Origin of the sequence: Streptomyces sp. NPDC059994 (assembly GCF_042737755.1) — a bacterium.
GTDB lineage: Bacteria > Actinomycetota > Actinomycetes > Streptomycetales > Streptomycetaceae > Streptomyces.
On sequence record NZ_JBHWUR010000101.1, the window covers coordinates 4,243 to 28,678 of the forward strand.

The window sequence follows — 24,436 nt, forward strand, 5'->3', positions numbered from 1 at the left end:
CGAGCCACCCCGTCGGTCGCGGTGTCCGCTTCGCGGCGAGCCACCCCGTCGGTCGCGGTGTCCGCTTCGCGGCGAGCCACCCCGTCGGTCGCGGTGTCCGCTTCGCGGCGAGCCACCCCGTCGGTCGCGGTGTCCGCCTCGCGGCGAGCCACCCCGTCGGTCGCGGTGCCCGCCTCGCGGCGAGCCACCCCGTCAAGCCCCGACTCCTACTCCTTAACCCCGAACAACGGCTCCAGCGGCTTCGGCAGCAAGTCGTTGCATGCCAGGGAGCCCGTCTTCGTCAGGGCGTCGTCCACGCACGTGTAGTAGTCGCGGTACACGATCTGCATCGTGAACGTCGCCGCCACGATCGACAGGGACAGGATCGCCGTCACCAGACCCGTGACCGCCGCCGTCGTCTGGGGCTTGGCGGGGGGCGGCGGCGGGGCCGACGCGGGGTGTGCCGGGGTGGTCTCCGGGGGCTTCGGCTTGGCGCGGAGGGAGCTGATCGCCCAGTACAGCGCCAGGGAGCCGAGCAGCAGCGCGATCTCCGTCATGTCGAACAGGGCGAAGAAGAACGCCCACATGCCCGAGAGCAGCGCGTAGCGCGCCCGGCGCTGGGCCGGGTCCGTGGGGTCCCAGCGCAGGGCGGGGCCCGGCGGCGGGTTCTGGCCGGGCTCGGGGCCGGAGCCGGAGCCGCGCTCCGGGTCCTCCGGGCGGTTGCCGAAACCGCCCTGGCCGGCGCCGGGCTGGCGGTCGCTCCACTGGCTGCCCCAGGGGGACGAGCCGTCGGCCGGGCGGCGCGGGCGCCACGGCTGGTCCGGGCGACCCTCCGGCGGCGGCGCGAAGGGGTTGTCGTCGGAGGGCGCCCGGTCCGAGCCTTCATCGGCCCCAGGACCGGCCCCAGGACCGGCCCCGCCACTCGGCGTCCCGGTCGCACCCCCGGTGCCGGATCCGTCGGCCCCGGCCCCGGCCCCGGCACCGGAACCCTCGCCCCGGGCCCCGTCTTCCCGCGCGCCCGTGGCTTCCTCCCGCCGCGACGGAGTCGAGCCCGTCGGGTTCGTCGGGTCCGTCGAATCCGTCGTCGCGGGGGACTGGCGTTCTGCGAACGGCTGGTCGCGTCGGTCCGGCATCTGGTGAACGTCTTCCCCTCGGACCCCTGGCCAAGGGGGTCGCATTCGTCGAGCATCGAGGTCGAGTGTCAAGCGGGCTCCTGGCGGGTTCCCGCGCGGGGGTCCGGCCAGACGCTCGGCGTGCTCGAATCCGTGCTCATATCCGTGCTCATGTCGTCGTCGTGGCGCCGTCCTCGGACCGCGCCTCCCCAGACGCTACCTGCCGGGCCTGCCCCCGTCCCGTGGGGGCGGTTCGGTGTGCCGGTATCGTTGCTGACGGTCGGCGCATTCGTAGGGTTCCCCGTATCGAGGGGGGCGACTCGTTCGTACGACCATACAAAGGCGCGTCGCGGGCGGTCTCCGACCAGGCGCCGGGCCCCGCACGGCGGGGCGCACCGCACGCACCGGCACAGACCCACCACGCCTCACCCCGTACGCGAGAAAGGGCCCAGCCGTGGCCTCCCCGCCCCCCGCCGCCGCTCCGGCACGCCTCGTCGTGCTGGTCTCCGGATCCGGTACGAACCTCCAAGCCCTGCTCGACGCCATCGCCGCCGACCCGGACGGGTATGGCGCGCGGATCGTGGCCGTGGGGGCCGACCGGGACGCGATCGCCGGGCTGGAGCGGGCCGAAAAGGCTGGTCTGCCCACCTTTGTCTGCCGGGTGAAGGATCACCCCACCCGTGACGCCTGGGACCTCGCGCTCGCCGAGGCCACCGCCGCGTACGCGCCGGACCTCGTCGTGTCCGCGGGTTTCATGAAGATCGTGGGGAAGCACTTCCTCGCCCGGTTCGGCGGGAAGGTCGTCAATACGCACCCCGCCCTGCTGCCCAGTTTTCCCGGCGCCCACGGCGTCCGTGACGCCCTCGCGTACGGCGCCAAGGTCACCGGATGCACCGTCCACTTCGTCGACGACGGCGTCGACAGCGGCCCGATCATCGCCCAGGGCGTGGTCGAGGTCAGGGCGGACGACACGGAGGACGCGCTCCATGAGCGCATCAAGGAAGTCGAGCGAAGGCTGCTCGTCGACGTCGTGGGGCGGCTGGCCCGCGACGGATATCGCATTGAGGGACGAAAGGTTCTGTTGCCGTGAGTAGCAAGCGGGAGATCCGTCGCGCGCTGGTCAGCGTCTATGACAAGACTGGTTTGGAGGAGCTGGCGCGTGGGCTGCACGCGGCCGGGGTGGAGCTCGTTTCCACCGGGTCGACGGCCGGGCGCATCGCGGCCGCCGGGGTGCCCGTCACCAAGGTGGAGGAGCTGACCGGCTTCCCCGAGTGCCTGGACGGGCGGGTCAAGACGCTGCACCCGCGTGTGCACGCCGGGATCCTCGCCGATCTGCGCCTGGACTCGCACCGCGAGCAGCTGGCGGAGCTCGGCGTCGAGCCGTTCCAGCTCGTCGTGGTCAACCTGTACCCGTTCAAGGAGACCGTCGCCTCGGGCGCCTCCGCCGACGAGTGCGTCGAGCAGATCGACATCGGCGGGCCCTCGATGGTCCGGGCCGCCGCAAAGAACCACCCGTCGGTGGCCGTCGTCACCAGCCCCGAGCGGTACGCGGACGTGCTCGCGGCCGTCGGGAGCGGCGGCTTCGACCTGGAAGCCCGTAAGCACCTGGCCGCCGAGGCGTTCCAGCACACCGCCGCGTACGACGTGGCCGTGGCCTCCTGGATGACCAATGTGTACGCGCCGGAGGACGGCGCCGCACTGCCCGGCTTCCTCGGCGGCACCTGGGAGCGCAAGTCCACCCTGCGCTACGGCGAGAACCCGCACCAGGCCGCCGCGCTCTACACGGACGGCCGGCCCGGCGGCATCGCCAACGCCGAGCAGCTGCACGGCAAGGAGATGTCCTTCAACAACTACGTGGACACCGAGGCCGCCCGCCGGGCCGCCTACGACCACGACGAGCCCTGCGTCGCGATCATCAAGCACGCCAACCCGTGCGGCATCGCCGTCGACGCCGACCTCGCCACCGCCCACCGCAAGGCCCACGAGTGCGACCCGCTGTCCGCCTTCGGCGGGGTCATCGCGGTCAACCGGCCGGTGACGGTGGCCATGGCCGAGCAGGTCGCGGAGATCTTCACCGAGGTCATCGCGGCCCCGGCGTACGAGGACGGCGCGGTCGAGGTCCTGGCGCGCAAGAAGAACATCCGCGTCCTCAAGGTCGACGGCACCCCGCACCAGCCCGGCGACCTCAAGCCGGTCTCGGGCGGCGCCGTGCTCCAGCAGACCGACGTGTTCCAGGCCGAGGGCGACGACCCGGCGCACTGGACGCTGGCCACCGGTGAGGCGCTCTCCGCGGCCGAGCTCAAGGAGCTGGCCTTCGCGTGGAAGGCGTGCCGGGCCGTCAAGTCCAACGCCATCCTGCTCGCCAAGGACGGCGCCTCGGTCGGCGTCGGCATGGGCCAGGTCAACCGGGTCGACTCGGCCAAGCTCGCCGTGGAGCGGGCCGGCGAGGAGCGTGCGCGGGGCTCGTACGCCGCCTCGGACGCGTTCTTCCCGTTCCCCGACGGTCTGGAGATCCTGACCGCCGCGGGCGTGAAGGCGGTCGTGCAGCCGGGCGGCTCGGTCCGCGACGAGCTGGTGATCGAGGCCGCGAAGAAGGCGGGCGTGACGATGTACTTCACCGGCACGCGCCACTTCTTCCACTGATCGCGTATGCGAAAGGCCGCACCCCGGTGCGGGGTGCGGCCTTTCGCGCGGTGACGCGGAAGTGGCTCAGTAGCGCGGGCGGTTGAACCAGGCGCTGCCGTCGCGGGTCATCATGGCCGCCGCCATGATGCCGCCGAAGGCGATCCACAGGAACGCCCAGATCAGGCCGCCCGAGGAGTTGTTGTTGGCGGAGCCGATCAGGGCGAGCACACCGACGACGGCGCCCAGGATGCCGTAGACCATCGTCGTGATGCGGACACCCTGGCGGCCCCTGGACAGCCGTACGCCGAGCGTGATCGACAGCGCGGAGAGGCCGAGGAAGAGCAGTGCGATGACGACCATGATCCCGGCGGCGGCGTGGCCGATGTCACCGAACGGGGTGTCGCCGAAGGTGTCGTCCGCGTCGTTCGACACGTCGTTGGCCGCGGCGCCGATGAAGAGGAACAGGATGCCGATCAGCACCTGGACGGCGCCCACGATGAACAGGAAGACGCGGGCGGTCTGCATCAGGCCCGGCATCTGCGGAGGCATCACCATGCCGCCGGGGTAGGCCGGGTAGCCGGGCTGCTGCGGGTAGCCGTACGCCTGCTGCTGCGGTACGCCCTGGGGCGCGGCCGGGTAGCCGTAGCCGGGGGGCGCCTGCGGGGGCGGGGGCGGGGGCGCCTGGCCGTACGGGTTGTTCGGGTCGCCGAAGCTCATGACGGGATTCCTCCGTTGTTCCGTGCGGGGACGACGCGGCCCGAGCGGAGGAAAGTTGATGTGTGAGCGGTTCGCCCCCCGGCACTGCCCGCGGTACTGCGCAGATCATCGTTCTAAACAAGACATAAGTTTGTCCAGCCGGAAGCTGGATGTGTTGTGCAAGTGCAACTTGGGCGATCATGAGTCGCCCTGGAAGAATGGGAAACATGACCGCCCAGATTCTCGATGGCAAGGCCACCGCCGCAGCGATCAAGTCCGATCTGGCCGTCCGCGTGGCGGCCCTCAAGGAGAGGGGGGTCCACCCCGGTCTCGGCACCGTCCTGGTCGGTGAGGACCCCGCCAGCCAGAAGTACGTGGCGGGCAAGCACCGCGACTGTGCTCAGGTGGGCATCGCCTCCATCCAGCGCGAACTGCCCGCCACCGCCACGCAGGAGGAGATCGAGGCGGTCGTCCGGGAGCTGAACGAGGACCCGGAGTGCACCGGCTACATCGTCCAGCTCCCGCTGCCCAAGGGCATCGACGAGAACCGGATCCTGACGCTGATGGACCCGGCCAAGGACGCGGACGGGCTGCACCCGACCAACCTCGGCCGTCTGGTGCTCAACGAGCCGGGCCCGCTGCCCTGCACGCCGTACGGGATCATCCAGCTGCTGCGCAAGCACGGTGTGGAGATCAACGGCGCCGAGGTCGTGGTGATCGGCCGCGGTGTCACCATCGGGCGCCCGATGCCGCTGCTGCTGACCCGCCGCTCCGAGAACGCGACGGTGACGCAGTGCCACACCGGCACCCGCGACCTCGCCGCCCATCTGCGCCGGGCCGACATCATCGTGGCCGCCGCCGGGGTGCCGCACCTGGTCAGGCCCGAGGACGTCAAGCCGGGCGCGGCCGTCCTCGACGTCGGCGTCAGCCGCGACGAGAACGGCAAGATCCTCGGGGATGTGCACCCCGGTGTCGCCGAGGTGGCGGGCTGGATCTCCCCCAACCCGGGCGGCGTCGGTCCGATGACCCGGGCACAGCTGCTGGTGAACGTCGTCGAAGCGGCGGAGCGCGGCGTGGCCGCGAGCTGACCGGAAGGGATCTGGGCATGGACGCCGATACGAGTACGGGGGACGGCGGCACCGGCGGGGGCGACCCCGCCGAGCCGCCGGCGAGCGGCGCCCAGCCGTCCCCGGGGGCCACGACGGGCAAGCCGTCCCGCAAGGGCTCCCGGCGGTTCCCCTCGGTCACGCGGGACACCGCGCGGCCCGAGGGCGGCGGGCGGGCGGCCTCCGGGGCCTCGCCCGCGCCCGCGCGCCAGTGGCCGCTGCTGACCGTGCTCGGGGCGACGGGGCTCGGGCTGCTGCTCGTCTCCGTGGACCTGTTCCGGGTCGGGCTGATCATCATCGGTCTGGCCCTGCTGGCGGGCGGCGTGCTGCGCTGGATGCTGCCGTCGGTGGGCATGCTGGCGGTGCGCTCCCGGTTCACCGACATCACCACGTACGGCGTGCTCGGCGTCCTGATCGTGCTGCTGGCGCTGGTGGCGCAGCCCAAGCCCTGGCTGGACATCCCGTTCCTGGAGGACGCGGTCCGGTTCACGGTGCGCTGAGCGGGCGCGGGTGAACGCCTGCGCGCCTCCGTTCGTACATCCGTACGTGAACCCGTGCGTCATCCGTACGTAAAACAGAACGGCGCCCGTCCTCTCCCCCGTGGGACGACGGGCGCCGTCTGTCCCCCGTGGACGTAAGAGTCATGGACGCGCCAAGGCGGCTACAAGGGAAGCCGGAGGCCTGTGGCGCGGAGGTGACCGTTCCGCAACTGTGTGTGCGTCGGGCAACAGCCGCCCCCGGGCGGCGGGGGCCTTGGTGACGGCGCCCCGCGCCGATGGGAGGATGGGGGCCGAACAGGGACCAAGGGCGCGTCGCGGGGCGGCACGGTCTCGGGGGTGCATCGGGCACGTATGGGGGGACAAGGGGGAAGCACATGCCTCGCTGGAAGGCGCTGCCGGAAGAACTCGACCCACAGGTCAGGGAGTTCGCGAGCCAGCTGCGCAGGCTGGTCGACCGCAGCGGACTGAGCCTCGCGGCGGTCGCCGACCGCACCGGCTACAGCAAGACCTCGTGGGAGCGCTATCTGGGCGGACGGCTGCTCGCGCCCAAGGGCGCGATCGTCGCGCTCGCCGAGGTCACCGGCACCAATCCCATCCATCTGACCACCATGTGGGAGCTGGCGGAGCGGGCCTGGAGCCGCGCCGAGATGCGCCACGACCTGACCATGGAGCAGATCCGGATATCCCAGGCGCGGGCGGCGCTGGGCGAGTTCGGCCCGCCCCCCGGGGGCGGCGGGCCGCAGAGCCCGGTGCCCCAGCGCGCCGAGCCGCTGCCGACCGCGCCCCGGCCGTCCGGGCTCGGTGTCCCCGTGGCCGATCCTGGCGCGGGCCGACGCGTGCCGCCGCAGGGCCCGAACCGGGGTCCGGGCGGTGGGGACGGACGGGGGACCGGCGGGCGGCGCAGACTGGCGATGTTCGTGGCGGGCGTCGTCGGCGCCCTGCTCGTCATCGCGGCGGCCGTGCTGCTCACCGATCTGGGTGGCGGCAGCGACGACAAGGCGGCCCCGACGCCCTCGCCGACGCCCAGCACCTCGGCGCCCTCGCTGCCCGCGGGAGTGAAGTGCGCCCGCGACAGCTGCAACGGGCAGGACCCGGAAGTGATGGGGTGCGGCGGCGCGTTCGCCAAGACCGTGGCGTCCGCGAAGATCGGCGCCACGCTGGTGCAGGTCCGCTACAGCCAGACCTGCCAGGCCGCCTGGGCCCGCATCCAGCAGGCCGCGCCCGGCGACAAGGTGCAGATCAACGCGGGCACCACGGCGGGCGGGAGCGGGACGGTGGACGCGGACAAGGAGGCGTACACCAAGATGCTCGCGGTCGACGGCCCGACGTCGGCGAAGGCGTGCGCGACCCTCGTCTCCGGCAAGAAGGGCTGCACGGTACGGCAGTGAGCCGCCCGGAGTACGGGGTGAGACGTCCCACAGGGGGGTGGGGGTCAGGGGTGGCCGGGGTCGGATAGCCTGATCGCTGGATATCTCTTCACGTCAAGATTCAGTTCGGTTTTCCCCCGGCAGGTCCGGGGAGCACCGAGCGGGACCTTGACGTGAAGAGATAGCCGGAACTAGGGGCTACCCCCCACCACCTGCTGTTCTAAACGGAGATCGCCATGACCCGCACTCCCGTGAATGTCACCGTCACCGGCGCGGCCGGACAGATCGGCTACGCGCTGCTCTTCCGTATCGCCTCCGGTCACCTGCTCGGCGCGGACGTGCCGGTCAACCTCCGTCTCCTGGAGATCCCGCAGGGCCTGAAGGCCGCCGAGGGCACCGCCATGGAGCTCGACGACTGCGCCTTCCCGCTGCTGCGCGGCATCGAGATCACCGACGACCCGAACGTCGCGTTCGACGGCGCCAACGTGGCGCTGCTCGTCGGCGCCCGTCCGCGGACGAAGGGCATGGAGCGCGGCGACCTGCTCTCCGCCAACGGCGGCATCTTCAAGCCGCAGGGCAAGGCCATCAACGACAACGCCGCGGACGACATCAAGGTCCTCGTCGTCGGCAACCCGGCCAACACCAACGCCCTCATCGCGCAGGCGGCGGCCCCGGACGTGCCGGCCGAGCGCTTCACCGCGATGACCCGTCTGGACCACAACCGGGCGATCTCGCAGCTCGCGAAGAAGACCGGCGCGGCCGTCTCGGACATCAAGCGCCTGACGATCTGGGGCAACCACTCGGCCACCCAGTACCCGGACGTCTTCCACGCCGAGGTCGCCGGGAAGAACGCCGCCGAGCTCGTCAACGACGAGGCGTGGCTGGCCGACACCTTCATCCCGACCGTCGCCAAGCGCGGCGCCGCGATCATCGAGGCCCGTGGCGCGTCCTCGGCCGCCTCCGCCGCCAACGCCGCCATCGACCACGTGCACACGTGGGTCAACGGCACCGCCGAGGGCGACTGGACCTCCATGGGCATCCCGTCCGACGGCTCCTACGGCGTCCCCGAGGGCCTCATCTCGTCCTTCCCGGTCACGGTCAAGAACGGCAAGTACGAGATCGTCCAGGGCCTGGAGATCAACGACTTCTCGCGCGCCCGCATCGACGCGTCGGTGCAGGAGCTCAAGGAAGAGCGCGACGCGGTGCGCGAGCTCGGCTTGATCTGAGCCCGCGCTCGCCGGTCGGAGGCCGGCCGGCTCCACGAAGCCTGTGAGGCCCTCCGGGGCCGAGGGGTGCGAGCGGAGCCGTTCAAGAACGGCGCGCGACGCGGTGCGCGAGCTCGGCCTGATCTGAGCCGTTCAAGAACGGCGCGCGACCCCGTGCGCGAGCTCGGCCTGATCCGGACCGTTCAAGTTCTGCGTGGGACGCCGTGCGCGAGCCCGGCCTCATCCAGCAGCACCTGAGCCTCGGCTCACCCACCACCCCCGGCAGCCCCACCAGGCCGCCGGGGGTGGTCTTTTTGGCGTACGACACGGAGGGTGTCCCTCCTTTACGCTGTGGCCTTCGTCACAGATAACTCGTCTGTAGGCGTTGGGGAGTTCGCTCATCGGGGGGACCGTTGACGCAGACCTACCTGCCGCGGCAGCCGGGCCGGCCGGAGCCGGGCGGTCCGGCCGGTCCGAGGGCGCCCGGCACGAGCGAGGCCACCCGGCTGCTGTGCGCCGGCGCGTATCTGGACGGGGCCTTCCGCGACGCCGTCATCGACGAGCTGTACGTCCACGAGGAGCGCATCGCCGCCCCCTCGCTCGGCATCGACGCGGCGCGCGTTCTCGCGCACGCCCTGCGCGCCCGGCGCCTGGAGATCGGCTGGTCCGCCGCCATCGTGCTGCTGTGGATCGTGGCCGTCCCGCTCACCCAGTGGCTGATCCTGCTCTACCTCCCGGCGTTCTTGCTGTTCACCCTGGCGGGCTGGATCCGCGGGCCCCTGGAGCGGCCGCTCTGGTACCGCAGGATCGCCGCCTGGTACGTGCGCTGGACCGGGTGGACGTTCTACCTGTGGGCCCTGGTGATCCTCCTCGTCCCCGCCCTGGAGGGCGGCTCGGCGACGCTCCCGGGGCTGCCCGGGCCCCTCGGCAGCCGTCCCTCCGGCGACGAACGCATCCAGGCCTGGTGCGCGCTCGTACTGCCGCTGCTGCTCGCGTGGGCGGTCGCCATGCAGCGCGGCCAGTTCGCCAAGTCGCTCACCGAGGAGCTGTCCAGACCCCGGTTCCCGGGGCTCGACGCCGACCCGGCCGAGGCGGCGGACGGCGTCCGCTTCCGGCGCCTGTCCCGCCGCATCCGCGCCGAGCAGCACGCGCCGCTGGTGCTCTACCGCGTCGCCAACCCGTTCTGCGGCGCCGGACGGCCGTACGAGCCGTGGTCCCTCTCCGTCGAGCTGCGGCCCGGCAAGGACCGGGAGCCGGACCCGCTCGACAACAGCGCGATCCTGCGCCGGATCGTCCCGCTCCTGGAGGCGCTGCGGGTCCCGTCCCCGCACGGCTCGCCGGAGCTCGCCGACGCGGTCCGCGACCGGCTGCGGGACCTGGAGCTCGACGAGATCGTGTTCCTGCCGGTCGTCGGGCTGCCGACCCGCGCCGACGCCCCGTACACCGCCCGCGCCTTCGAGGAGCACCGCGCGCACGCGATCGAGGAGGGCGGCGAGACCCGGCGGCACTTCCTGCGGATCCGGGTCGGCGGCTGGGGCGAGGAGATCGTCACCACGGTCTTCGTACGGGTCCACACCCAGGGCGGGATGCTGATGCTGGAGGTCGCCCCGCACGTGCTGCGCCCGGTGAAGCAGCTGTACCAGGACGCCGACCGGGTCGCCCACCGCTACCGGCACAACAACCGCTTCGGCAAGGCCGCCTGGGCGATGGGGCACACCCCGGTCGCCGCCGGGCGCGCGGTGCTCACGCTGTGGCGCGGGGCCGTATCGCTGTGGCGGCTGGCCACCGGAGGGCACGGCAGGGCGCTGCCGGAGGGGCCGGTGCGGGCGGTGCGCGAGCTCGGCTCCGACAACGACGCCTCGCTCTTCCAGGAGATGGACGTCAGCCGCTATCTGAAGTCGATTCAGGACCGGGTGAACAACGGGGTGCGGCTCGCGCTCCAGGAGGCGGGCTGGGAGACGGACGAGTTCGTCCAGAAGATCGTCAACGTCGCCGAGGGGGCGACGTTCATCGAGACCGCCAGGGGAGCCATCGCCATCGGCAACCGCAACACGGTGGTCAACCGAACGGGCAGAGCGGGAACGGGAGGCGGCCGTGGCGACGGATGACGGGCAGGGGAAGCGGCGGGGCGGGATCAGTATCGGCAGCGTGGTGGGCGCGATGGCGATCGGCGACCACAACACCGTGACCAACCAGCAGGGCGGCGCGCCGGCCGACCCGGTGCAGGCCGAACTGCTCGAAGCGCTAAGGGAGTTGCGCACCGACCTCGCCCGGGTGGTCGCGGGCGGGAGCATCCGGGCACTCGACGGCGCGGCGGCCGACGCGGAGGCCGAGATCGCCGCGGCGGGCGCGGCGAGCCCGGGGCGCCTCGCCCGGCTGCGCCAGGCACTCGCCGACGCGGAGGGCCTCACCGGCGTCCTCGCCTCGGCGGCCGCCGTCGGCCGGACGGTCGCCACGCTCCTGGGCGGCTGAGCCATGAGCGCACGACGTGGTGGGGGCGCCCACTGGAACGACGAGACGCAGAGCTGGGAGCAGGGCGGACCCCCGCCGCGCCGGGGCGCCGGAGCGGCTCCCCGGCCGCCGGATCCGTCTGCCGACCCGCCCTCGTCGCCGCCGCTGTTCGGGGCGCCGCCGCCCCTGCCGCCGGAGCCGCCGGGGTCCGCGCCGGCCTGGCTGAGCCCGGGCTCCGGGCCGTCGCCGGGCGCGTATCACGAGGCGGAGACCCAGGGGGCGTACGAGCTGCCGCGCGATCCGGCGCACCCGCCCCCGTACGCGCCACTGGACCCGGGGCGGCGCAGGCAGCGGGCGGTCGTCGCGGCGGTCGCGGCCGCCGTCCTCGCGGGCGGTCTGGCAGGCGGCTGGCTGATGTGGGGCAGGGGCGGCGGCTCGGGGAGCGGGGGAGTGGCGGGCGCCTCGTCCTCCGCGTCGGTGGGGACCGGCCCCTCCGGGACGCCGACGGACAGCCCGACGGACAGCCCGACGGACAGCCCGACGGACACGCCCACGGACACTCCCAGCGACACGCCCACCGGCAGCGCGTCGCCCGAGAGGAGCCCCGTCGCGGTACCGGACGGCTTCCGCCGGGTGGCGGACCCGCTCGGCTGGAGCGTCGCGGTACCGGCCACCTGGACCCGTACCGAGGAGCGCGGCAGCGCCCTCTACCGCTCGTACGACCGGCGCTACCTGCTCCAGATGTTCCGGCTGACGGAACCGGGCATCACCCCGTACGAGGCGCTGCGCGTCACCTCGGCCAACCTCGCCTCCAACCACGGCTACCAGGAGGTCTCGCTGCGCCGGATGGCCGAGGTGACCGCCACGGACGCGGCCGAGCTGGTCTACGCGTACGACCGCACCGACCCGGTGGAGCGCATCCAGGGCGTCGCCCGCTCCTTCGTCGCCGGGAACGGGGTGCCGTACACGGTGCTGGTGTACGGCCCCGTCGACGACTGGCCCGCGCAGCTCGGGGTGCTGAACGCGGTGCTCGGCACGTTCGCGCCGGACTGAGAGAGGGTGGCCCCCCGGCTCAGCCCGTGCGCAGCTGCTCCGCGACCTCCCGTACCGCCTTCATCGCGCGGCGCTGGAACAGCGGCCCGAACGTGATCCGGGCGGCGCCCAGTTCGCCGAGGCGGCGCGGGGTCGGGCCGTCCGCGAGCGCGACCTGGTTGACCGGAGCCGGCACGGCGGCGGCGATCTTCGGCAGGTGCTCGGCGGGCGCCCCGTACGGGTAGACGCAGTCGGCGCCCGCCGCCACGTACGCGCGCGCCCGCGTGATCGTCGCGTCCAGGTCGGTGACGCCCTCGATGTACGTGTCCACGCGCGCGTTGATGAAGAGCCGGTCCCCGGCCTCCGCGCGCACCTCCGCCAGCCAGTCGGCGTGGCGCGCCGGGTCCTTGAGGGCGCCGCCGGCCGAGTCCTCCAGGTTGCAGCCGACCGCGCCGGTGTCGAGCAGCCGGGCCACCAGCTCCCTGGGGGCGAGGCCGTAGCCGCCCTCGACGTCCGCCGAGACGGGCACGGAGACGGCCCGGACGATCCGGGCGACCGCCGCGAACATCTCGTCGCCGGGTGTCTCGCCGTCCGCGTAGCCCAGCGACGCGGCGACCCCCGCGCTCGGCGTGGAGAGCGCGGGGAAGCCCGCCTCCTCGAAGATCCGGGCGTTGGCCGCGTCCCACGGGCCGGGCAGGATCAGGGGGTCGCCCGGGGCGCGCCCGTGGTGCAGGGCGCGGAAGGAGGCGACGGGGGTCAGCCGTGCCATTCGGTCTCTCCGGGTGCGGTTCGCCGGGCCACCATCAGCCGGTTCCAGCTGTTGATGGCGGTGATCGCGGCGATGAGGTGGGCCAGTTGGGTCTCGTCGAAGTGCTTGGCCGCCCGTTCGTACAGCTCGTCGGGAACGAAACCGTCGGTCAGAACCGTTATGCCCTCGGTGAGGGCGAGGGCCGCACGCTCGCGCTCGCTGAAGCGGTCGCCCGCCTCCCGCCAGGCCGCGACGAGATCGAGCCGTCCCTCGGTCTCGCCGTGGTCGCGCGCGAGGTCGAGGTGCATGTCGAGGCAGAACGCACAGTGGTTGAGCTGCGAGGCGCGGACCATGACCAGCTCCGTCAGGGTCGGGTCGAGCGCCTTCTTGGCGGCCGCGCTCACACCCGCCAGCGCCCGGTAGACCTCCTGCGGAACCTGCCAGGCGCGCGCGGTCACTTGTACATTCCCGGGGTGTAGTGGCCCGGGGTCATCCGGGTGGTCACGCCGAAGCGGTTCCAGGCGTTGATCACCGTGATCGCGGCGATCAGATGACCCAGCTCGGTCGCGTCGAACTGCGCGGCGGCCTTCGCGTACACCTCGTCCGGCACGAAGCCGTCGGTGAGGACGGTGATCGCATCGGTCAGCTCGATCGCCGCCAGCTCCTTCTCGGTGTAGAAGTGCTGCGACTCGCCCCAGGCGCTGAGCTGCACGATGCGCTCGACCGACTCGCCCGCCGCGAGCGCGTCCTTGGTGTGCATGTCGAGGCAGAACGCGCAGTGGTTGAGCTGCGAGGCACGGATCTTGACCAGCTCGTGGATCACCGGGTCCACCCCGCGCCCGGCTGCGGCCTCCAGCTTGACCATGGCCTTGTAGACCTCGGGGGCGGCCTTGGCCCAGTGCAGGCGGGGGGCCTGCTCGGCCGCGTAAGGGGCGTCCTTGCCGTCCTTGTTCTCGTCGCTCTCGCTCACCGTGTTCCCGTTCGTCGTCATGGAAGTGACGGTACGCGGCACATGTCACACGGGTATGGTCCATTTTCATGGTGGAATCCTGGGCCACTTCCTCCGGAACTCCGGCCAAAGTCTTCGGTGTCGACCTCCATGTGGAGGTGGGCGCGGGCGGGCTGCGCGCCGGCCTCATGGACGCGCTGCGCGAGGCAGTACGGGGCGGCAGGCTCGCCCCCGGCGCCCGGCTGCCCTCGTCGCGCTCGCTCGCCGCGGACCTGGGCGTCGCGCGCAACACGGTGGCCGACGCGTATGCCGAACTCGTCGCCGAGGGCTGGCTCACCGCCCGCCAGGGCTCCGGGACCCGGGTCGCCCAGCGGACCGCGCCGCGCCGCCCCCAGCCGTCCGGACCCCGGCACCCGGCGCGCCGCACCCCCGCGTACAGCCTGATCGCGGGCAGCCCCGACCTGGCGTCCTTTCCGCGCGCCGAGTGGCTGAAGGCCTCCCGGCGGGCGCTGACGGCCGCGCCACACGAGGCCTTCGGCTACGGCGACCCGCGTGGCCGCATCGAGCTGCGCACGGTCCTGGCCGACTATCTGGCGCGGGCGCGCGGGGTCCACGCGGACCCCGAGCGGATCGTCGTCTGCGCGGGCTTCGTGCACGGCCTGATGCTGCTCGGGCGAGTGCTGCGGGCGCGCCGGGTGCGGGAGATCGGCGTCGAGTCGTACGGCCTCGATGTGCACCGGGACCAGCTGGCGCGGGCGGGTCTGCGCACCCCGGCGCTGCCGTTCGACGAACACGGCACGCTGACGGGCGAGTTGGGGGAGGCGAAGGGCCTGGGGGCGGTGCTGTTGACACCCGCGCACCAGTTCCCGGTAGGGGTCGCGCTGCCACCGGACCGGCGCGCCGCGGTCGTCGACTGGGCGCGGGCCACGGACGGGCTGATCCTGGAGGACGACTACGACGGCGAGTTCCGCTACGACCGCCAGCCCGTGGGCGCGCTCCAGGGCCTGGACCCCGAGCACGTCGTGTACCTCGGCACCGCCAGCAAGTCGCTCGCGCCCGGGCTGCGGCTGGCGTGGATGGTGCTGCCCGAACGGCTGGCGGGGGAGGTGGCGGAGAGGAAGGGGGACGTGGACTGGTCGTGCGGCGCGCTCGACCAGCTGACTCTCGCCGAGTTCATCGCCTCGGGCGCGTACGACCGCCATGTGCGGGGGATGCGGCTTCGCTACCGGCGCCGGCGCGACCAGTTGGTGGCGGCGCTGGCCGAGCGGGCGCCGGAGGTCCGCGTCAGCGGGATCGCGGCGGGCCTGCACGCCGTCCTGGAGCTGCCTCCGGGCACCGAGCGCGCGGTCATCCAGGCCGCGGCCTGGCAGGGCCTGGCCCTCCAGGGCCTCTCCGCCTTCCGCCACCCGCGCACGCCCGCGGCCCGGGATGCGCTGGTGGTGGGGTATGCGGCGCCGGCGGACAGTGGGTGGGCGGGGGCGTTGGATGCGCTGTGCAGGGTGCTGCCGTAGCCGTCCGGGGAGGCGGTGGTTCGTCTGCGCGTTGTCTGTGGCTGGTCGCGCAGTTCCCCGCGCCCCTTGAGGGAGAACGGGGCCCGGCCACATTTCAGCCCCTTCGGCGTGCGAGGAGTGGGGTCCGGGAAAGTTCAGCCTCTTCGGCGTGCGAGGAGCAGGACCCCGGGCAAGTTCAGCCTCTTCGGTGTGCGAGGAGCGGGGCCCCGGGCAAATTCAGCCCCTCCGGCGTTTGAGGAGCGGGGCCCGGGGCGGAGCCCCGAAGCGGGGTGCAGGGGTTGCAGGCCCCGCGAAGGGGGTGTGCAGGCCCCGCGAAGGGGGTGTGCAGGCCCCGCGAAGGGGGTTGCAGGCCCCGCGAAGGGGGTGTGCAGGCCCCGCGAAGGGGGTTGCAGGCCCCGCGAAGGGGGTGCAGGGGCGCAGCCCCGCCCGGGGGCCGGGGGCGGAGCCCCCGGGGAACCCACCTCAGCCCACCCCCACCCCCGGAGGGTTTGGGGAAGGGGCGGGGTGGGGGCTCACCCCGCCAGGGAACCGGGGCACCCCCGGCCCGCGGCATCAAGGCGCTACGCCGCCCCCTCCCCCGGCGCCTCCCCGAACCGCGCCAGCGCCAGCGCCCCCGCGACCGCCACCGCGAACCCCGTGACCGCCAGCCACCCCAGCCCGGACCGCGTGTGGTCGCCCAGCCACACCACCCCCACCAGCGCGGGCCCGATCGTCTCGCCGAGCACCATCCCCGCCGTCGCCGTCGTCACCGACCCCCGCTGGAGCGCCGACGTCAGCAGCAAGAAGGCCGCGCCCCCGCCCAGCAGCAGCGCGTACAACGCCGGATTGGTGAGGTCGACGGAGTCGATGAGCCGCACCGCGACCTCGACCACTCCGAACCCGCACCCCGCCCCGAGCCCGAGCACCAGTGCCCGCGCCCGTCCCGGCAGCCGCCCGGCGACCGCCCCGGCCAGCAGGATCGCGGCCGCGACCGCGAGCAGCGCCCAGGGCAGCGCGGCGGGCCCGTCCTCGTGGCCCTCCTCGCCGGAGGCGAGTCCCAGCATCGCGAGCCCGGCGCAGACGACCCCCACGGCCGCCCACTCCGTACCGGAGAGCCGCACCGCCAGTACCCGCGCCGCGACCACCGCCGTCACCGCGAGCGACGCGGCGAGCGCCGCCCCGACCGCGTAGATCGGGACCGCCCGCAGCGCCACGATCTGGAGGACGAACCCGAGGCCGTCGAGACCGAGCCCGGCGACGTAGCGCCACTGCCGCACGGCCCGCAGCAGCAGCGCGGGATCGACCCCGGCGTCCCGGGCGGTTCCGGTCGCCGAAGCGGCCCGGGCCGCGACGGCCTGCAGAACGGTCGCGGTGCCGTAGCAGACCGCCGACCCCAGCGCGCAGATCATCCCAAAGAGCACAGACGGACTGTAATGGAAGGGGGTTCAGGGAGCGGGGGCGAGCGGATTCCGCTTCCCGGATGGCCGGGAACTAGGGTGTGGCCGGTTCGCGTCCCAGACATATGTACGAGATCACGAGGGGGAGGCCCGCACATGCGCAGATTCCGGTCCACAGCGGTGGTGCTCGGCGGCATGGGGGTGCTCGCCGCCACGCTGACGGCGTGCTCCCACGAGCCGGACCGCCGCTGCGTCGACCCCGTCTCGCACAAGGAGCTCCCGAAGTACGAGTGCAAGAGCGGTGGCCACGGCTCGTACTACTACGGCGGCCACACCCGCAACGGCGCCGTCTACGGCGGTTCTTTCAACAGGTCCGGCTCAGGTTCCTCCGGCTCCTCCGGCACCTCGGGTTCGTCCACCTCCTCCGGCTCCTCCGGCGGCGTCGACCGGGGCGGCTTCGGCGGCCACTCCGGCTCGGGCGGCGGCTGACCGATGCAGCGCCACCGCATCGACCCGCGCCCCGGCTGGCAGCGGACCGTCGAGGCCCAGGGCCTGATCTACCCCCTCACCCGCTACCCGGACGACTCGCTGCGCCCGTACTGGGACGAGAGCGCGTACTACTCCTTCACGCTCCCCGAGGTCGAGGCGCTGGAGGAAGTCGTCGAGGAGCTGCACGGGATGTGCCTCGCGGCGGCCGCGCACATCGTCGAGCGGAACCGTTTCGCGGACCTCGGCATCACCGACCCGGCGCTCGCCGCCCGGGTGGCCGAATCCTGGCACCGCCGCTCCGAACTCCCGTCCATATACGCCCGCTTCGACCTGCGGTACGACGGTACGGGCCCGGCCAAGATGCTGGAGTACAACGCCGACACCCCCACCTCGCTGGTCGAGGCGGCGAGCCCGCAGTGGTTCTGGATGGAGGAGCGCTTCCCGGGCGCCGACCAGTGGAACTCGCTCCACGAACGCCTGATCGCCGCCTGGAAGCGGCAGGCCCCGCTGCTCCCGCCCGGCCCGCTCCACTTCGCCCACTCGGACGACGACGAGCTCGGCGAGGACCTGATGACCGTCGCGTATCTGCGTGAGACGGCGGAGCAGGCGGGCATCGAGACGGCGGCCCTGTCGGTGGAACGGATCGGCTGGGACAGCCTGACCGGCCGCTTCGTCGACGACCGCCTCCGGTTCATCCGCAGCTGCTTCAAGCTCTACCCGTGGGAGTGGCTGACCACGGACCGGTTCGCCCCGCAGGTCCTGGAGACGCTGGACAACGGCGGCGGCACCGGCAGCACCTGCTGGATCGAGCCCGCCTGGAAGATGCTGCTCTCCAACAAGGCGCTGCTCGCGATCCTCTGGGAGCTGTTCCCCGGCCATCCGAACCTGCTCCCGGCGTATCTGGACGGCCCGCGTGAGCTGGCCCGCACCGCCGGATACGTCTCCAAGCCGCTGCTCGGCCGGGAGGGCGCCGGGGTCGAGATCCACGCCCCGGGCGCGCCGCCCGTCCCGCGCGACGAACCCGCCTGCTACCAGGCCCTCTCCCCGCTCCCGGACTTCGAGGGGAACCGGGTCGTCCTCGGCGCCTGGGTCGTCGAGGACGAGGCGGCGGGCCTGGGCATCCGGGAGTCCTCGGGCCCGATCACGGACGAGTACGCACGGTTCATCCCGCATGTGATCCGCTAGCCGGGGCCGGGGCCGGGGCCCCCTCACTCCGCGATGCAGTCGCGCAGCGGCGCGGGCCTCAGCCCCGCCGCGTCGGCCGCCGCGAGCGCCCGCGTCAGGTCGGCCGCAACGGTGTCGCTGAAGTGCAGCAGCACGATGTCGATCGTGATGAAGACGACCGGCTTCCCGGTCTGGACGTGCGTCACCACGGGCACCGGCTCGGGCCAGTCCGCCCGCGCGGGCCCGGCCGGTCCGACGAGCACCAGCAGAGGAACGAGCAGGGCGAACGCGGCACGGGCCACGGAGGCGACGCGTGCTGTGCGGGGTCTCGGCATGGCGGCATCGTTGGTCCGGACTACCGGTATGGTCAACGGTCCTGCCGCAGAACCCGGTTGCACCGGCGACCGGCCGGGGCCCCGCACAGCCTGCCCGGGACTACTCCTGCGCCAGCACCGCCCGCAGCTGGTCGAGCCCCCAGTCCAGGTCCTCCTTGCTGATCACCAGGGGCGGGGCGATCCGGATCGTCGAGCCATGGGTGTCCTTGACCAGGACGCCCCGGGCCATCAGCTGCTCGGAGATCTGCCGCCCCGTCCCGTGCGACGGGTTGATGTCGACGCCCGCCCACAGACCGCGCCCGCGCACCGCCTCCACCGCCCCGGTACCGGCCAGCAGGCCCAGCTCGTGGTGGAGGTGCTCACCGAGCTCGGTCGCCCGCTGCTGGTACTCACCGGTGCGCAGCATCGCGATGACCTCCAGGCCGACCGCACACGCCAGCGGGTTGCCGCCGAAGGTCGACCCGTGCTCGCCGGGGCGGAACACCCCGAGCACCTCCGCCGAGCCCACCACCGCCGAGACCGGCACCACGCCGCCGCCGAGCGCCTTGCCCAGTACATACAGATCGGGCACCACGTCCTCGTGCTCGCACGCGAACGTCTTCCCGGTCCGGCCGAGACCCGACTGGATCTCGTCCGCGATGAACAGCACGTTCCGCTCCCGCGTCAGCTTCCGTACGCCCGGCAGATATCCGTGCGGCGGCACCAGAACCCCGGCCTCGCCCTGGATCGGTTCGAGCAGCACCGCCACGGTGTTCTCCGTGACGGCCGCCGAGAGCGCGGCCAGGTCCCCGTACGGCACGATCTCGAACCCCGGGGTGTACGGCCCGTAGTCCGCGCGGGCCTCCGGGTCCGTGGAGAAACTGACGATCGTGGTGGTGCGCCCGTGGAAGTTGTTGGCGGCGACCACGATCTTCGCCATCCCGTCCGGCACGCCCTTGACCCGGTACCCCCACTTCCGGGCGGTCTTCACGGCCGTCTCGACGGCCTCCGCCCCGGTGTTCATGGGCAGCACCATCTCCTTGCCGCACAACTCGGCGAGCTGCCCGCAGAACTCGGCGAACCGGTCGTGGTGGAACGCCCTCGACGTCAGCGTCACTCTCTCCAGCTGCGCCTTGGCCGCGTCGATCAGCCTGCGGTTGCCGTGCCCGAAGTTCAGCGCCGAGTACCCGGCGAGCATGTCGAGGAAGCGGCGCCCCTCGACATCGGTCATCCACGCGCCCTCGGCCGAGGCGACGACGACGGGCAACGGATGGTAGTTGTGCGCACTGTGGGCCTCGGCAGAGCGGATGGCGTCCGATGTAGTCGACACGGGGTCTCCGTTTCATCGTGCGGCGTGGGACGGGGGTAGCGTCCAGTTTCTATCGTCGCTCGGATGCCGGACGAGGAAACCTTGATTCCCGACGTGCCCGTTAGGGTGGGTGGTACGTACGGCGACTGGCGAACGGGGAAGCGACCCCGGGGAAGCCGTGCGTCACATGCGCACGAGGTGCCGCCCGCCTGGGCACCCGGGACCACGACGGACCCCGGAGGACGCCATGAGCCTGCCCCTTTCCCACCCGGCCCTTTCCGCCACCGACCCCGAACTCGCCGCGCTCGTCGCCGCCGAGGAACGGCTGCAGTCGGACACCCTGCGGCTGATCCCCAGCGAGAACTACGTCTCGCAGGCCGTCCTCGAAGCCTCCGGCACGGTGCTGCAGAACAAGTACAGCGAGGGCTACTCGGGGCGCCGGTACTACGAGGGCCAGCAGAACATCGACCTGGTCGAGACGCTCGCCGTGGAGCGGGCGAAGACGCTGTTCGGCGTCGAGCACGCCAACGTCCAGCCCTACTCCGGCTCGCCCGCCAACCTCGCCGTCTACCTCGCCTTCGCCGAGCCCGGCGACACCGTGATGGGCATGGCCCTGCCGATGGGCGGCCACCTCACCCACGGCTGGGGCGTCTCCGCGACCGGCAAGTGGTTCCGCGGCGTCCAGTACGGCGTCCGCCACGACACCGGCCTGATCGACTTCGACGAGGTGCGCGAACTCGCCCTCAAGGAACGACCGAAGATCATTTTCTGTGGCGGCACCGCCCTGCCCCGCACCATCGACTTCGCGGCCTTCGCGGAGATCGCCCGGGAGGCGGGCTCCGTCCTGGTCGCCGACGTCGCGCACATCGCGGGCCTGATCGCCGGTGGCGCCCACCCGTCCCCGGTCCCGCACGCGGACGTGATCTCCACGACCACCCACAAGACCCTGCGCGGCCCGCGCGGCGCGATGCTCATGTCCCGCGAGCAGCACGCCAAGGCCATCGACAAGGCCGTCTTCCCCGGCCTCCAGGGCGGCCCGCACAACCAGACCACCGCCGCGATCGCCGTCGCCCTCCACGAGGCGGCCCAGCCCTCCTTCCGCGACTACGCCCAGGCCGTCGTCGCCAACGCCGGGGCCCTCGCCGAGCAGCTCCTCGCGCGCGGCTTCGACCTGGTCTCGGGCGGTACCGACAACCATCTGATCCTGATGGACCTCACTCCCAAGGACGTCCCGGGCAAGGTCGCCGCCAAGGCCCTCGACCGGGCCGGGATCGTCGTCAACTACAACACCGTCCCGTACGACCCGAGGAAGCCGTTCGACCCCTCGGGCATCCGGATCGGCACCCCGTCCCTCACCTCCCGCGGGCTCGGTACGCAGCACATGGCGGCCGTGGCCGACTGGATCGACCGGGGCGTCAACGCGGCCCGCACCGGCGACGAGGACGCCCTCGCGGTCATCCGCGCCGAGGTGGCCGAACTGATGGCCGCGTTCCCGGCACCGGGGCTTCCGACGGACTGAGCGCTTCGCCGGAAGTGCCTTCAGGCGGCCGCGGGTCGTCTGTGGCTGGTCGCGCAGTTCCCCGCGCCCCTTACGGGGCGCGGTACCGCATCGGCTCGGGCACCACCGCCCCGGTCGCCCGGGTCGCCCGGCCCGTCCACGTCCCGCAGCTCCTGGCGTGGCCCATCGTCGCGGCTTTGCCAGGAGGCGGCGACGATGGCCGGGAGCCGGGTCGCCCACGGGCGTATGAGCAGGGCCGGCGCGGCCCCGACGGCCAGGTCCGGCAGGGCCTGCCACCAGCCGGCCGTCGTCGAGCCGTCGGAGACGCTCCCACCGGCCGTCACCGTCACCGTCACCGTCTCCGCCTGCTCCTCCTCCGGCTCGGCCGGCGGCGTACCTCAAGGCGCGGGGTCAGCTCGCCGTGCGCCTGCCAGACCAGCGTCGGTAGCTCGTCGACCGCGGCCGTGAGCCGCGCTCGGCGCTCCTCCTCGACCGCGGCGACCGCCGGGTCCGCCGATTCCGGTATCAACGGCTCGGCCTCCGTCAGCGCCGCCTGCCGGCCCGTGGCTGCGCGGTGGCGGGCCGAGGAGCGCACTGTGTTCCTCGTCTCATCCACCACGATCCGTATCAGCCAGGGCCGGAACGGGGAGCCGTCCCGGAAGCGGCCCAGCGAGCAGTACGCCTTGAAGAACGCGGACGCACCACATCCTCCCCGTCCGCCCCCGCGCCGAACGCCGCCGCCACCCGCAGGGCCGGGGCCGTGTGGGCGCGCAGCAGCTCGGCGTACGCCTCCACCTCCCCGGCGCGTACGCGTGCGATCACCGCGGCCTCGTCGACGTCGATCCGCCCCCCTCCCGCGTCCTCACACCTCGGATACACCGCCCGCCCCGGATTTCCCACCTGTTCGGGGCAAGCTCGGAGCCTGTGCGGACTCGTTCGTGTGGCGTCCTCGATCCGGTCCTCGATCCGTTCGTGCGTTCGTCCCGGGACCGGTGCGCCGGTTCGTATCCACAAGGGTTTCCGAGGTGTCGGCGCCACCTGAGAGAATGATGAGCATGGCCTCTGATCGCCCTCCCGTCGCCCACCACCACCCTCAGCCGAGTCGCTCCGCGACGCCCCCTGGTTTGCGCGTGCTCTCCGGAATCCAGCCCACCGCAGGCTCGTTCCACCTCGGCAACTACCTCGGCGCGGTCCGCCAGTGGGTGGCGCTGCAGGAGTCCCACGACGCGTTCTACATGGTCGTGGACCTGCATGCGATCACCGTTCCGCAGGACCCGAAGGAGCTGCGCGCCAACACGCGGCTCGCCGCCGCGCAGCTGCTCGCCGCCGGGCTCGACCCGGAGCGCTGCACGCTCTTCGTGCAGAGCCATGTGCCGGAGCACGCCCAGCTCGCCTGGGTCATGAACTGCCTGGCGGGCTTCGGCGAGGCGTCCCGTATGACGCAGTTCAAGGACAAGTCGGCGAAGCAGGGCGCCGACCGCGCCACCGTCGGCCTCTTCACGTACCCGATCCTCCAGGTCGCGGACATCCTGCTCTACCAGGCCAACGAGGTCCCGGTCGGCGAGGACCAGCGCCAGCACGTCGAGCTCACCCGTGACCTGGCCGAGCGGTTCAACGGCCGGTTCGGGGAGACGTTCAAGATCCCGGCGCCGTACATCCTCAAGGAGACGGCGAAGATCTACGACCTGCAGGACCCGTCGATCAAGATGAGCAAGTCGGCGTCCACGCCGAAGGGCCTGGTCAACCTGCTCGACGAGCCGAAGACCACGGCCAAGAAGGTCAAGAGCGCGGTCACCGACACGGACACGGTGATCAAGTACGACGCGGTGAACAAGCCGGGCGTCTCCAACCTGCTGACGATCTACTCCACCCTCACCGGCAAGACGATCGCCGAGCTGGAGACGGAGTACGAGGGCAAGATGTACGGGGCGCTGAAGACGGACCTCGCCGAGGTGATGGTGGAGTTCGTCACGCCGTTCCGGGACCGGACGCAGGAATATCTGGACGACCCCGAGACGCTGGACTCTGTCCTGGCCAAGGGTGCGGAGAAGGCGCGGGCGGTCGCCGCCGAGACGCTGGCCACGGCATATGAGCGGGTCGGGTTCCTGCCCGCCAAGCACTGAGCCGCACCGAGGCGCGGGGCGTGGGGGCGCGCGGCACGCGGGCGTGGCACGCGCCCCGGGTCGTGCCCCGGGCCGTGTGACCTGTGGCCCGGCCGAGGGCTCTGGTCAGAACGGCGGCGCGCCCGCCACACTGCACACTGACGGACACAGACGTACCCGGACAACGACGGAGGAGAACGACGTGGGGACCGTAACGCTCGGCGTTTCGATCGCGGTCCCGGAGCCGTACGGCAGCCTGCTCCAGGAGCGGCGGGCGGGCTTCGGGGATCCCGCCGCGTACGGGATTCCCACGCACGTCACCCTCCTTCCGCCGACCGAGGTCGACGCGGCCTGCCTGCCCGCGATCCGGGCGCATCTGGCCGAGGTCGCGGCGGCCGGGCGGGCGTTTCCGATGCGGCTGTCGGGGACCGGGACGTTCCGGCCGCTGTCGCCGGTGGTGTTCGTGCAGGTCGTCGAGGGCGGGGCGGACTGTGCGTGGCTGCAGCAGCGGGTGCGGGACGAGGCCGGGCCGCTCGTGCGCGAGCTGCACTTTCCGTACCACCCGCATGTGACGGTGGCGCACGGGATCTCCGAGGAGGGGATGGACCGGGCGTTCGCCGAGCTGGGGGGGTTCGAGGCGGAGTGGACGTGTGGGGGGTTCGCTCTGTACGAGCAGGGTGTGGACGGGGTGTGGCGGAAGCTGTACGAGTACGGGTTCGGGTTGAGCGGGGTGCCGGTTCAGGGGGGCTCGCGGGACGAGCCGTCCGTTCGGGCGTGAGGGTTTCCCCACCCCGCCCGTTCCCCGGACCCGCCGGGGGTGGGTGGGGGTGAAGGTGGCCTCCCGGGGGCTCCGCCCCCGGACCCCCTTGCGGGGCCCGCGGCCCCTGCACCCCGCTCCGGGGC

At 72.7% G+C, this 24,436-nt stretch carries 24 protein-coding genes, 2 pseudogenes and 1 riboswitch; of the genes and pseudogenes, 15 read left to right on the forward strand and 11 right to left on the reverse strand.

What is annotated here, in order from left to right:
- Together ACFWA7_RS32455 and ACFWA7_RS32460 are read right to left on the reverse strand one after the other, a co-directional pair.
- Positions 1-188 (reverse strand): annotated as a pseudogene (locus tag ACFWA7_RS32455) (hypothetical protein); the annotation flags it as partial.
- A gap of 18 nt (positions 189-206) precedes the next feature.
- Complete coding sequence (locus ACFWA7_RS32460; RefSeq protein WP_385826662.1) at positions 207-1,112, reverse strand: hypothetical protein; 906 nt, start codon at positions 1,110-1,112, stop codon at positions 207-209.
- A 433-nt stretch (positions 1,113-1,545) separates the two neighbouring features.
- Between ACFWA7_RS32460 and purN the strand changes: the two genes are divergently transcribed.
- On the forward strand, positions 1,546-2,181 hold the full coding sequence (gene purN, locus ACFWA7_RS32465) for a phosphoribosylglycinamide formyltransferase (protein ID WP_385547654.1): 636 nt from the start codon (positions 1,546-1,548) through the stop codon (positions 2,179-2,181).
- A complete protein-coding gene (purH, locus tag ACFWA7_RS32470) occupies positions 2,178-3,734 on the forward strand; it encodes a bifunctional phosphoribosylaminoimidazolecarboxamide formyltransferase/IMP cyclohydrolase (RefSeq protein WP_385826664.1) in 1,557 nt (518 codons plus the stop codon). Before purN ends, purH begins: the two co-directional genes overlap by 4 nt.
- 66 nt (positions 3,735-3,800) lie before the next feature.
- On the opposite strand, the gene ACFWA7_RS32475 is transcribed toward purH, so the two are convergent.
- Positions 3,801-4,433, reverse strand: coding sequence for a hypothetical protein (locus ACFWA7_RS32475; RefSeq protein ID WP_385547648.1), 633 nt, complete (start codon positions 4,431-4,433; stop codon positions 3,801-3,803).
- 206 nt (positions 4,434-4,639) lie between these two features.
- Between ACFWA7_RS32475 and ACFWA7_RS32480 the strand changes: the two genes are divergently transcribed.
- The 7 genes from ACFWA7_RS32480 (at position 4,640) to ACFWA7_RS32510 (ending at position 12,094) form a co-directional block, all read left to right on the forward strand.
- Positions 4,640-5,500 (forward strand): bifunctional methylenetetrahydrofolate dehydrogenase/methenyltetrahydrofolate cyclohydrolase, encoded by an 861-nt coding sequence (locus tag ACFWA7_RS32480; protein WP_385547645.1) that lies wholly within the window; start codon positions 4,640-4,642, stop codon positions 5,498-5,500.
- A 17-nt stretch (positions 5,501-5,517) separates the two neighbouring features.
- Positions 5,518-6,018, forward strand: coding sequence for a DUF3017 domain-containing protein (locus ACFWA7_RS32485; protein ID WP_385826666.1), 501 nt, complete (start codon positions 5,518-5,520; stop codon positions 6,016-6,018).
- A 374-nt stretch (positions 6,019-6,392) separates the two neighbouring features.
- Positions 6,393-7,406, forward strand: coding sequence for a DUF2690 domain-containing protein (locus ACFWA7_RS32490; protein WP_385826668.1), 1,014 nt, complete (start codon positions 6,393-6,395; stop codon positions 7,404-7,406).
- A gap of 215 nt (positions 7,407-7,621) precedes the next feature.
- Positions 7,622-8,611, forward strand: coding sequence for a malate dehydrogenase (locus ACFWA7_RS32495; RefSeq protein ID WP_385547636.1), 990 nt, complete (start codon positions 7,622-7,624; stop codon positions 8,609-8,611).
- A gap of 392 nt (positions 8,612-9,003) precedes the next feature.
- On the forward strand, positions 9,004-10,698 hold the full coding sequence (locus tag ACFWA7_RS32500; RefSeq protein WP_385826670.1) for a hypothetical protein: 1,695 nt from the start codon (positions 9,004-9,006) through the stop codon (positions 10,696-10,698).
- Complete coding sequence (locus ACFWA7_RS32505) at positions 10,685-11,062, forward strand: hypothetical protein (protein WP_385826671.1); 378 nt, start codon at positions 10,685-10,687, stop codon at positions 11,060-11,062. The genes ACFWA7_RS32500 and ACFWA7_RS32505 overlap by 14 nt, the downstream gene beginning before the upstream one ends.
- Positions 11,063-11,065: 3 nt before the next feature.
- Entirely contained in the window at positions 11,066-12,094 is a 1,029-nt protein-coding gene (locus ACFWA7_RS32510) for a hypothetical protein (protein ID WP_385826673.1), read from the forward strand.
- Positions 12,095-12,113: 19 nt separating this feature from the next.
- Here ACFWA7_RS32510 and ACFWA7_RS32515 read toward each other — a convergent pair whose 3' ends face one another.
- Genes ACFWA7_RS32515 through ACFWA7_RS32525 form a run of 3 tightly spaced genes read right to left on the reverse strand, consistent with a single transcriptional unit; the run spans position 12,114 to position 13,812 of the window.
- On the reverse strand, positions 12,114-12,842 hold the full coding sequence (locus tag ACFWA7_RS32515) for an isocitrate lyase/phosphoenolpyruvate mutase family protein (RefSeq protein WP_385826675.1): 729 nt from the start codon (positions 12,840-12,842) through the stop codon (positions 12,114-12,116).
- Complete coding sequence (locus ACFWA7_RS32520; RefSeq protein ID WP_385547621.1) at positions 12,830-13,279, reverse strand: carboxymuconolactone decarboxylase family protein; 450 nt, start codon at positions 13,277-13,279, stop codon at positions 12,830-12,832. Before ACFWA7_RS32520 ends, ACFWA7_RS32515 begins: the two co-directional genes overlap by 13 nt.
- Positions 13,276-13,812, reverse strand: coding sequence for a carboxymuconolactone decarboxylase family protein (locus ACFWA7_RS32525; protein ID WP_385547618.1), 537 nt, complete (start codon positions 13,810-13,812; stop codon positions 13,276-13,278). Before ACFWA7_RS32525 ends, ACFWA7_RS32520 begins: the two co-directional genes overlap by 4 nt.
- Before the next feature lie 47 nt (positions 13,813-13,859).
- Between ACFWA7_RS32525 and ACFWA7_RS32530 the strand changes: the two genes are divergently transcribed.
- Entirely contained in the window at positions 13,860-15,281 is a 1,422-nt protein-coding gene (locus ACFWA7_RS32530; RefSeq protein ID WP_385826677.1) for a PLP-dependent aminotransferase family protein, read from the forward strand.
- A 560-nt stretch (positions 15,282-15,841) separates the two neighbouring features.
- On the opposite strand, the gene ACFWA7_RS32535 is transcribed toward ACFWA7_RS32530, so the two are convergent.
- Positions 15,842-16,669, reverse strand: a complete 828-nt coding sequence (locus ACFWA7_RS32535; RefSeq protein ID WP_385545027.1) for a hypothetical protein — start codon at positions 16,667-16,669, stop codon at positions 15,842-15,844.
- 144 nt (positions 16,670-16,813) lie between these two features.
- On the opposite strand from ACFWA7_RS32535, the gene ACFWA7_RS32540 reads away from it, so the two are divergent.
- Positions 16,814-17,146, forward strand: a complete 333-nt coding sequence (locus ACFWA7_RS32540) for a hypothetical protein (RefSeq protein WP_385544948.1) — start codon at positions 16,814-16,816, stop codon at positions 17,144-17,146.
- 3 nt (positions 17,147-17,149) lie between these two features.
- Entirely contained in the window at positions 17,150-18,331 is a 1,182-nt protein-coding gene (locus ACFWA7_RS32545; RefSeq protein ID WP_385544951.1) for a glutathionylspermidine synthase family protein, read from the forward strand.
- Positions 18,332-18,354: 23 nt separating this feature from the next.
- On the opposite strand, the gene ACFWA7_RS32550 is transcribed toward ACFWA7_RS32545, so the two are convergent.
- Positions 18,355-18,645, reverse strand: a complete 291-nt coding sequence (locus ACFWA7_RS32550; RefSeq protein WP_385544954.1) for a hypothetical protein — start codon at positions 18,643-18,645, stop codon at positions 18,355-18,357.
- Between the two features lie 100 nt (positions 18,646-18,745).
- Positions 18,746-19,954, reverse strand: coding sequence for an ornithine--oxo-acid transaminase (gene rocD, locus ACFWA7_RS32555; RefSeq protein WP_385544957.1), 1,209 nt, complete (start codon positions 19,952-19,954; stop codon positions 18,746-18,748).
- Between the two features lie 111 nt (positions 19,955-20,065).
- A riboswitch (ZMP/ZTP riboswitch) is annotated at positions 20,066-20,155 on the forward strand.
- A gap of 25 nt (positions 20,156-20,180) precedes the next feature.
- Here rocD and glyA point away from each other — a divergent pair.
- Positions 20,181-21,452 carry a serine hydroxymethyltransferase gene (gene glyA / locus ACFWA7_RS32560; RefSeq protein ID WP_385826679.1) on the forward strand — a complete coding sequence of 424 codons (1,272 nt, stop codon included), beginning with the start codon at positions 20,181-20,183 and terminating at the stop codon, positions 21,450-21,452.
- A 20-nt stretch (positions 21,453-21,472) separates the two neighbouring features.
- On the opposite strand, the gene ACFWA7_RS32565 is transcribed toward glyA, so the two are convergent.
- Positions 21,473-21,787, reverse strand: coding sequence for a hypothetical protein (locus tag ACFWA7_RS32565; protein WP_385826681.1), 315 nt, complete (start codon positions 21,785-21,787; stop codon positions 21,473-21,475).
- A gap of 89 nt (positions 21,788-21,876) precedes the next feature.
- Positions 21,877-22,253: pseudogene (locus tag ACFWA7_RS32570) on the reverse strand (RNA polymerase sigma factor); the annotation flags it as partial.
- Between the two features lie 308 nt (positions 22,254-22,561).
- Between ACFWA7_RS32570 and trpS the strand changes: the two are divergent.
- Together trpS and ACFWA7_RS32580 are read left to right on the forward strand one after the other, a co-directional pair.
- Complete coding sequence (trpS, locus tag ACFWA7_RS32575) at positions 22,562-23,554, forward strand: tryptophan--tRNA ligase (RefSeq protein WP_385544967.1); 993 nt, start codon at positions 22,562-22,564, stop codon at positions 23,552-23,554.
- A 181-nt stretch (positions 23,555-23,735) separates the two neighbouring features.
- The gene (locus tag ACFWA7_RS32580; protein ID WP_385544970.1) at positions 23,736-24,311 is read left to right on the forward strand and encodes a 2'-5' RNA ligase family protein; all 576 of its coding nucleotides are present in this window, start codon (positions 23,736-23,738) and stop codon (positions 24,309-24,311) included.
- Positions 24,312-24,436: the final 125 nt, after the last annotated feature.

What these genes read in the sequence shown, in the direction of transcription:
- ACFWA7_RS32460 (WP_385826662.1), bottom strand. Translation starts at nt 1,112, where the DNA reads ATGCCGGACCGACGCGACCAGCCGTTCGCAGAACGCCAGTCCCCCGCG.
- ACFWA7_RS32475 (WP_385547648.1), bottom strand. Translation starts at nt 4,433, where the DNA reads ATGAGCTTCGGCGACCCGAACAACCCGTACGGCCAGGCGCCCCCGCCC.
- ACFWA7_RS32480 (WP_385547645.1), top strand. Translation starts at nt 4,640, where the DNA reads ATGACCGCCCAGATTCTCGATGGCAAGGCCACCGCCGCAGCGATCAAG.
- ACFWA7_RS32485 (WP_385826666.1), top strand. Translation starts at nt 5,518, where the DNA reads ATGGACGCCGATACGAGTACGGGGGACGGCGGCACCGGCGGGGGCGAC.
- ACFWA7_RS32490 (WP_385826668.1), top strand. Translation starts at nt 6,393, where the DNA reads ATGCCTCGCTGGAAGGCGCTGCCGGAAGAACTCGACCCACAGGTCAGG.
- ACFWA7_RS32495 (WP_385547636.1), top strand. Translation starts at nt 7,622, where the DNA reads ATGACCCGCACTCCCGTGAATGTCACCGTCACCGGCGCGGCCGGACAG.
- ACFWA7_RS32510 (WP_385826673.1), top strand. Translation starts at nt 11,066, where the DNA reads ATGAGCGCACGACGTGGTGGGGGCGCCCACTGGAACGACGAGACGCAG.
- ACFWA7_RS32515 (WP_385826675.1), bottom strand. Translation starts at nt 12,842, where the DNA reads ATGGCACGGCTGACCCCCGTCGCCTCCTTCCGCGCCCTGCACCACGGG.
- ACFWA7_RS32525 (WP_385547618.1), bottom strand. Translation starts at nt 13,812, where the DNA reads ATGACGACGAACGGGAACACGGTGAGCGAGAGCGACGAGAACAAGGAC.
- ACFWA7_RS32530 (WP_385826677.1), top strand. Translation starts at nt 13,860, where the DNA reads ATGGTGGAATCCTGGGCCACTTCCTCCGGAACTCCGGCCAAAGTCTTC.
- ACFWA7_RS32535 (WP_385545027.1), bottom strand. Translation starts at nt 16,669, where the DNA reads ATGATCTGCGCGCTGGGGTCGGCGGTCTGCTACGGCACCGCGACCGTT.
- ACFWA7_RS32540 (WP_385544948.1), top strand. Translation starts at nt 16,814, where the DNA reads ATGCGCAGATTCCGGTCCACAGCGGTGGTGCTCGGCGGCATGGGGGTG.
- ACFWA7_RS32545 (WP_385544951.1), top strand. Translation starts at nt 17,150, where the DNA reads ATGCAGCGCCACCGCATCGACCCGCGCCCCGGCTGGCAGCGGACCGTC.
- ACFWA7_RS32550 (WP_385544954.1), bottom strand. Translation starts at nt 18,645, where the DNA reads ATGCCGAGACCCCGCACAGCACGCGTCGCCTCCGTGGCCCGTGCCGCG.
- glyA (WP_385826679.1), top strand. Translation starts at nt 20,181, where the DNA reads ATGAGCCTGCCCCTTTCCCACCCGGCCCTTTCCGCCACCGACCCCGAA.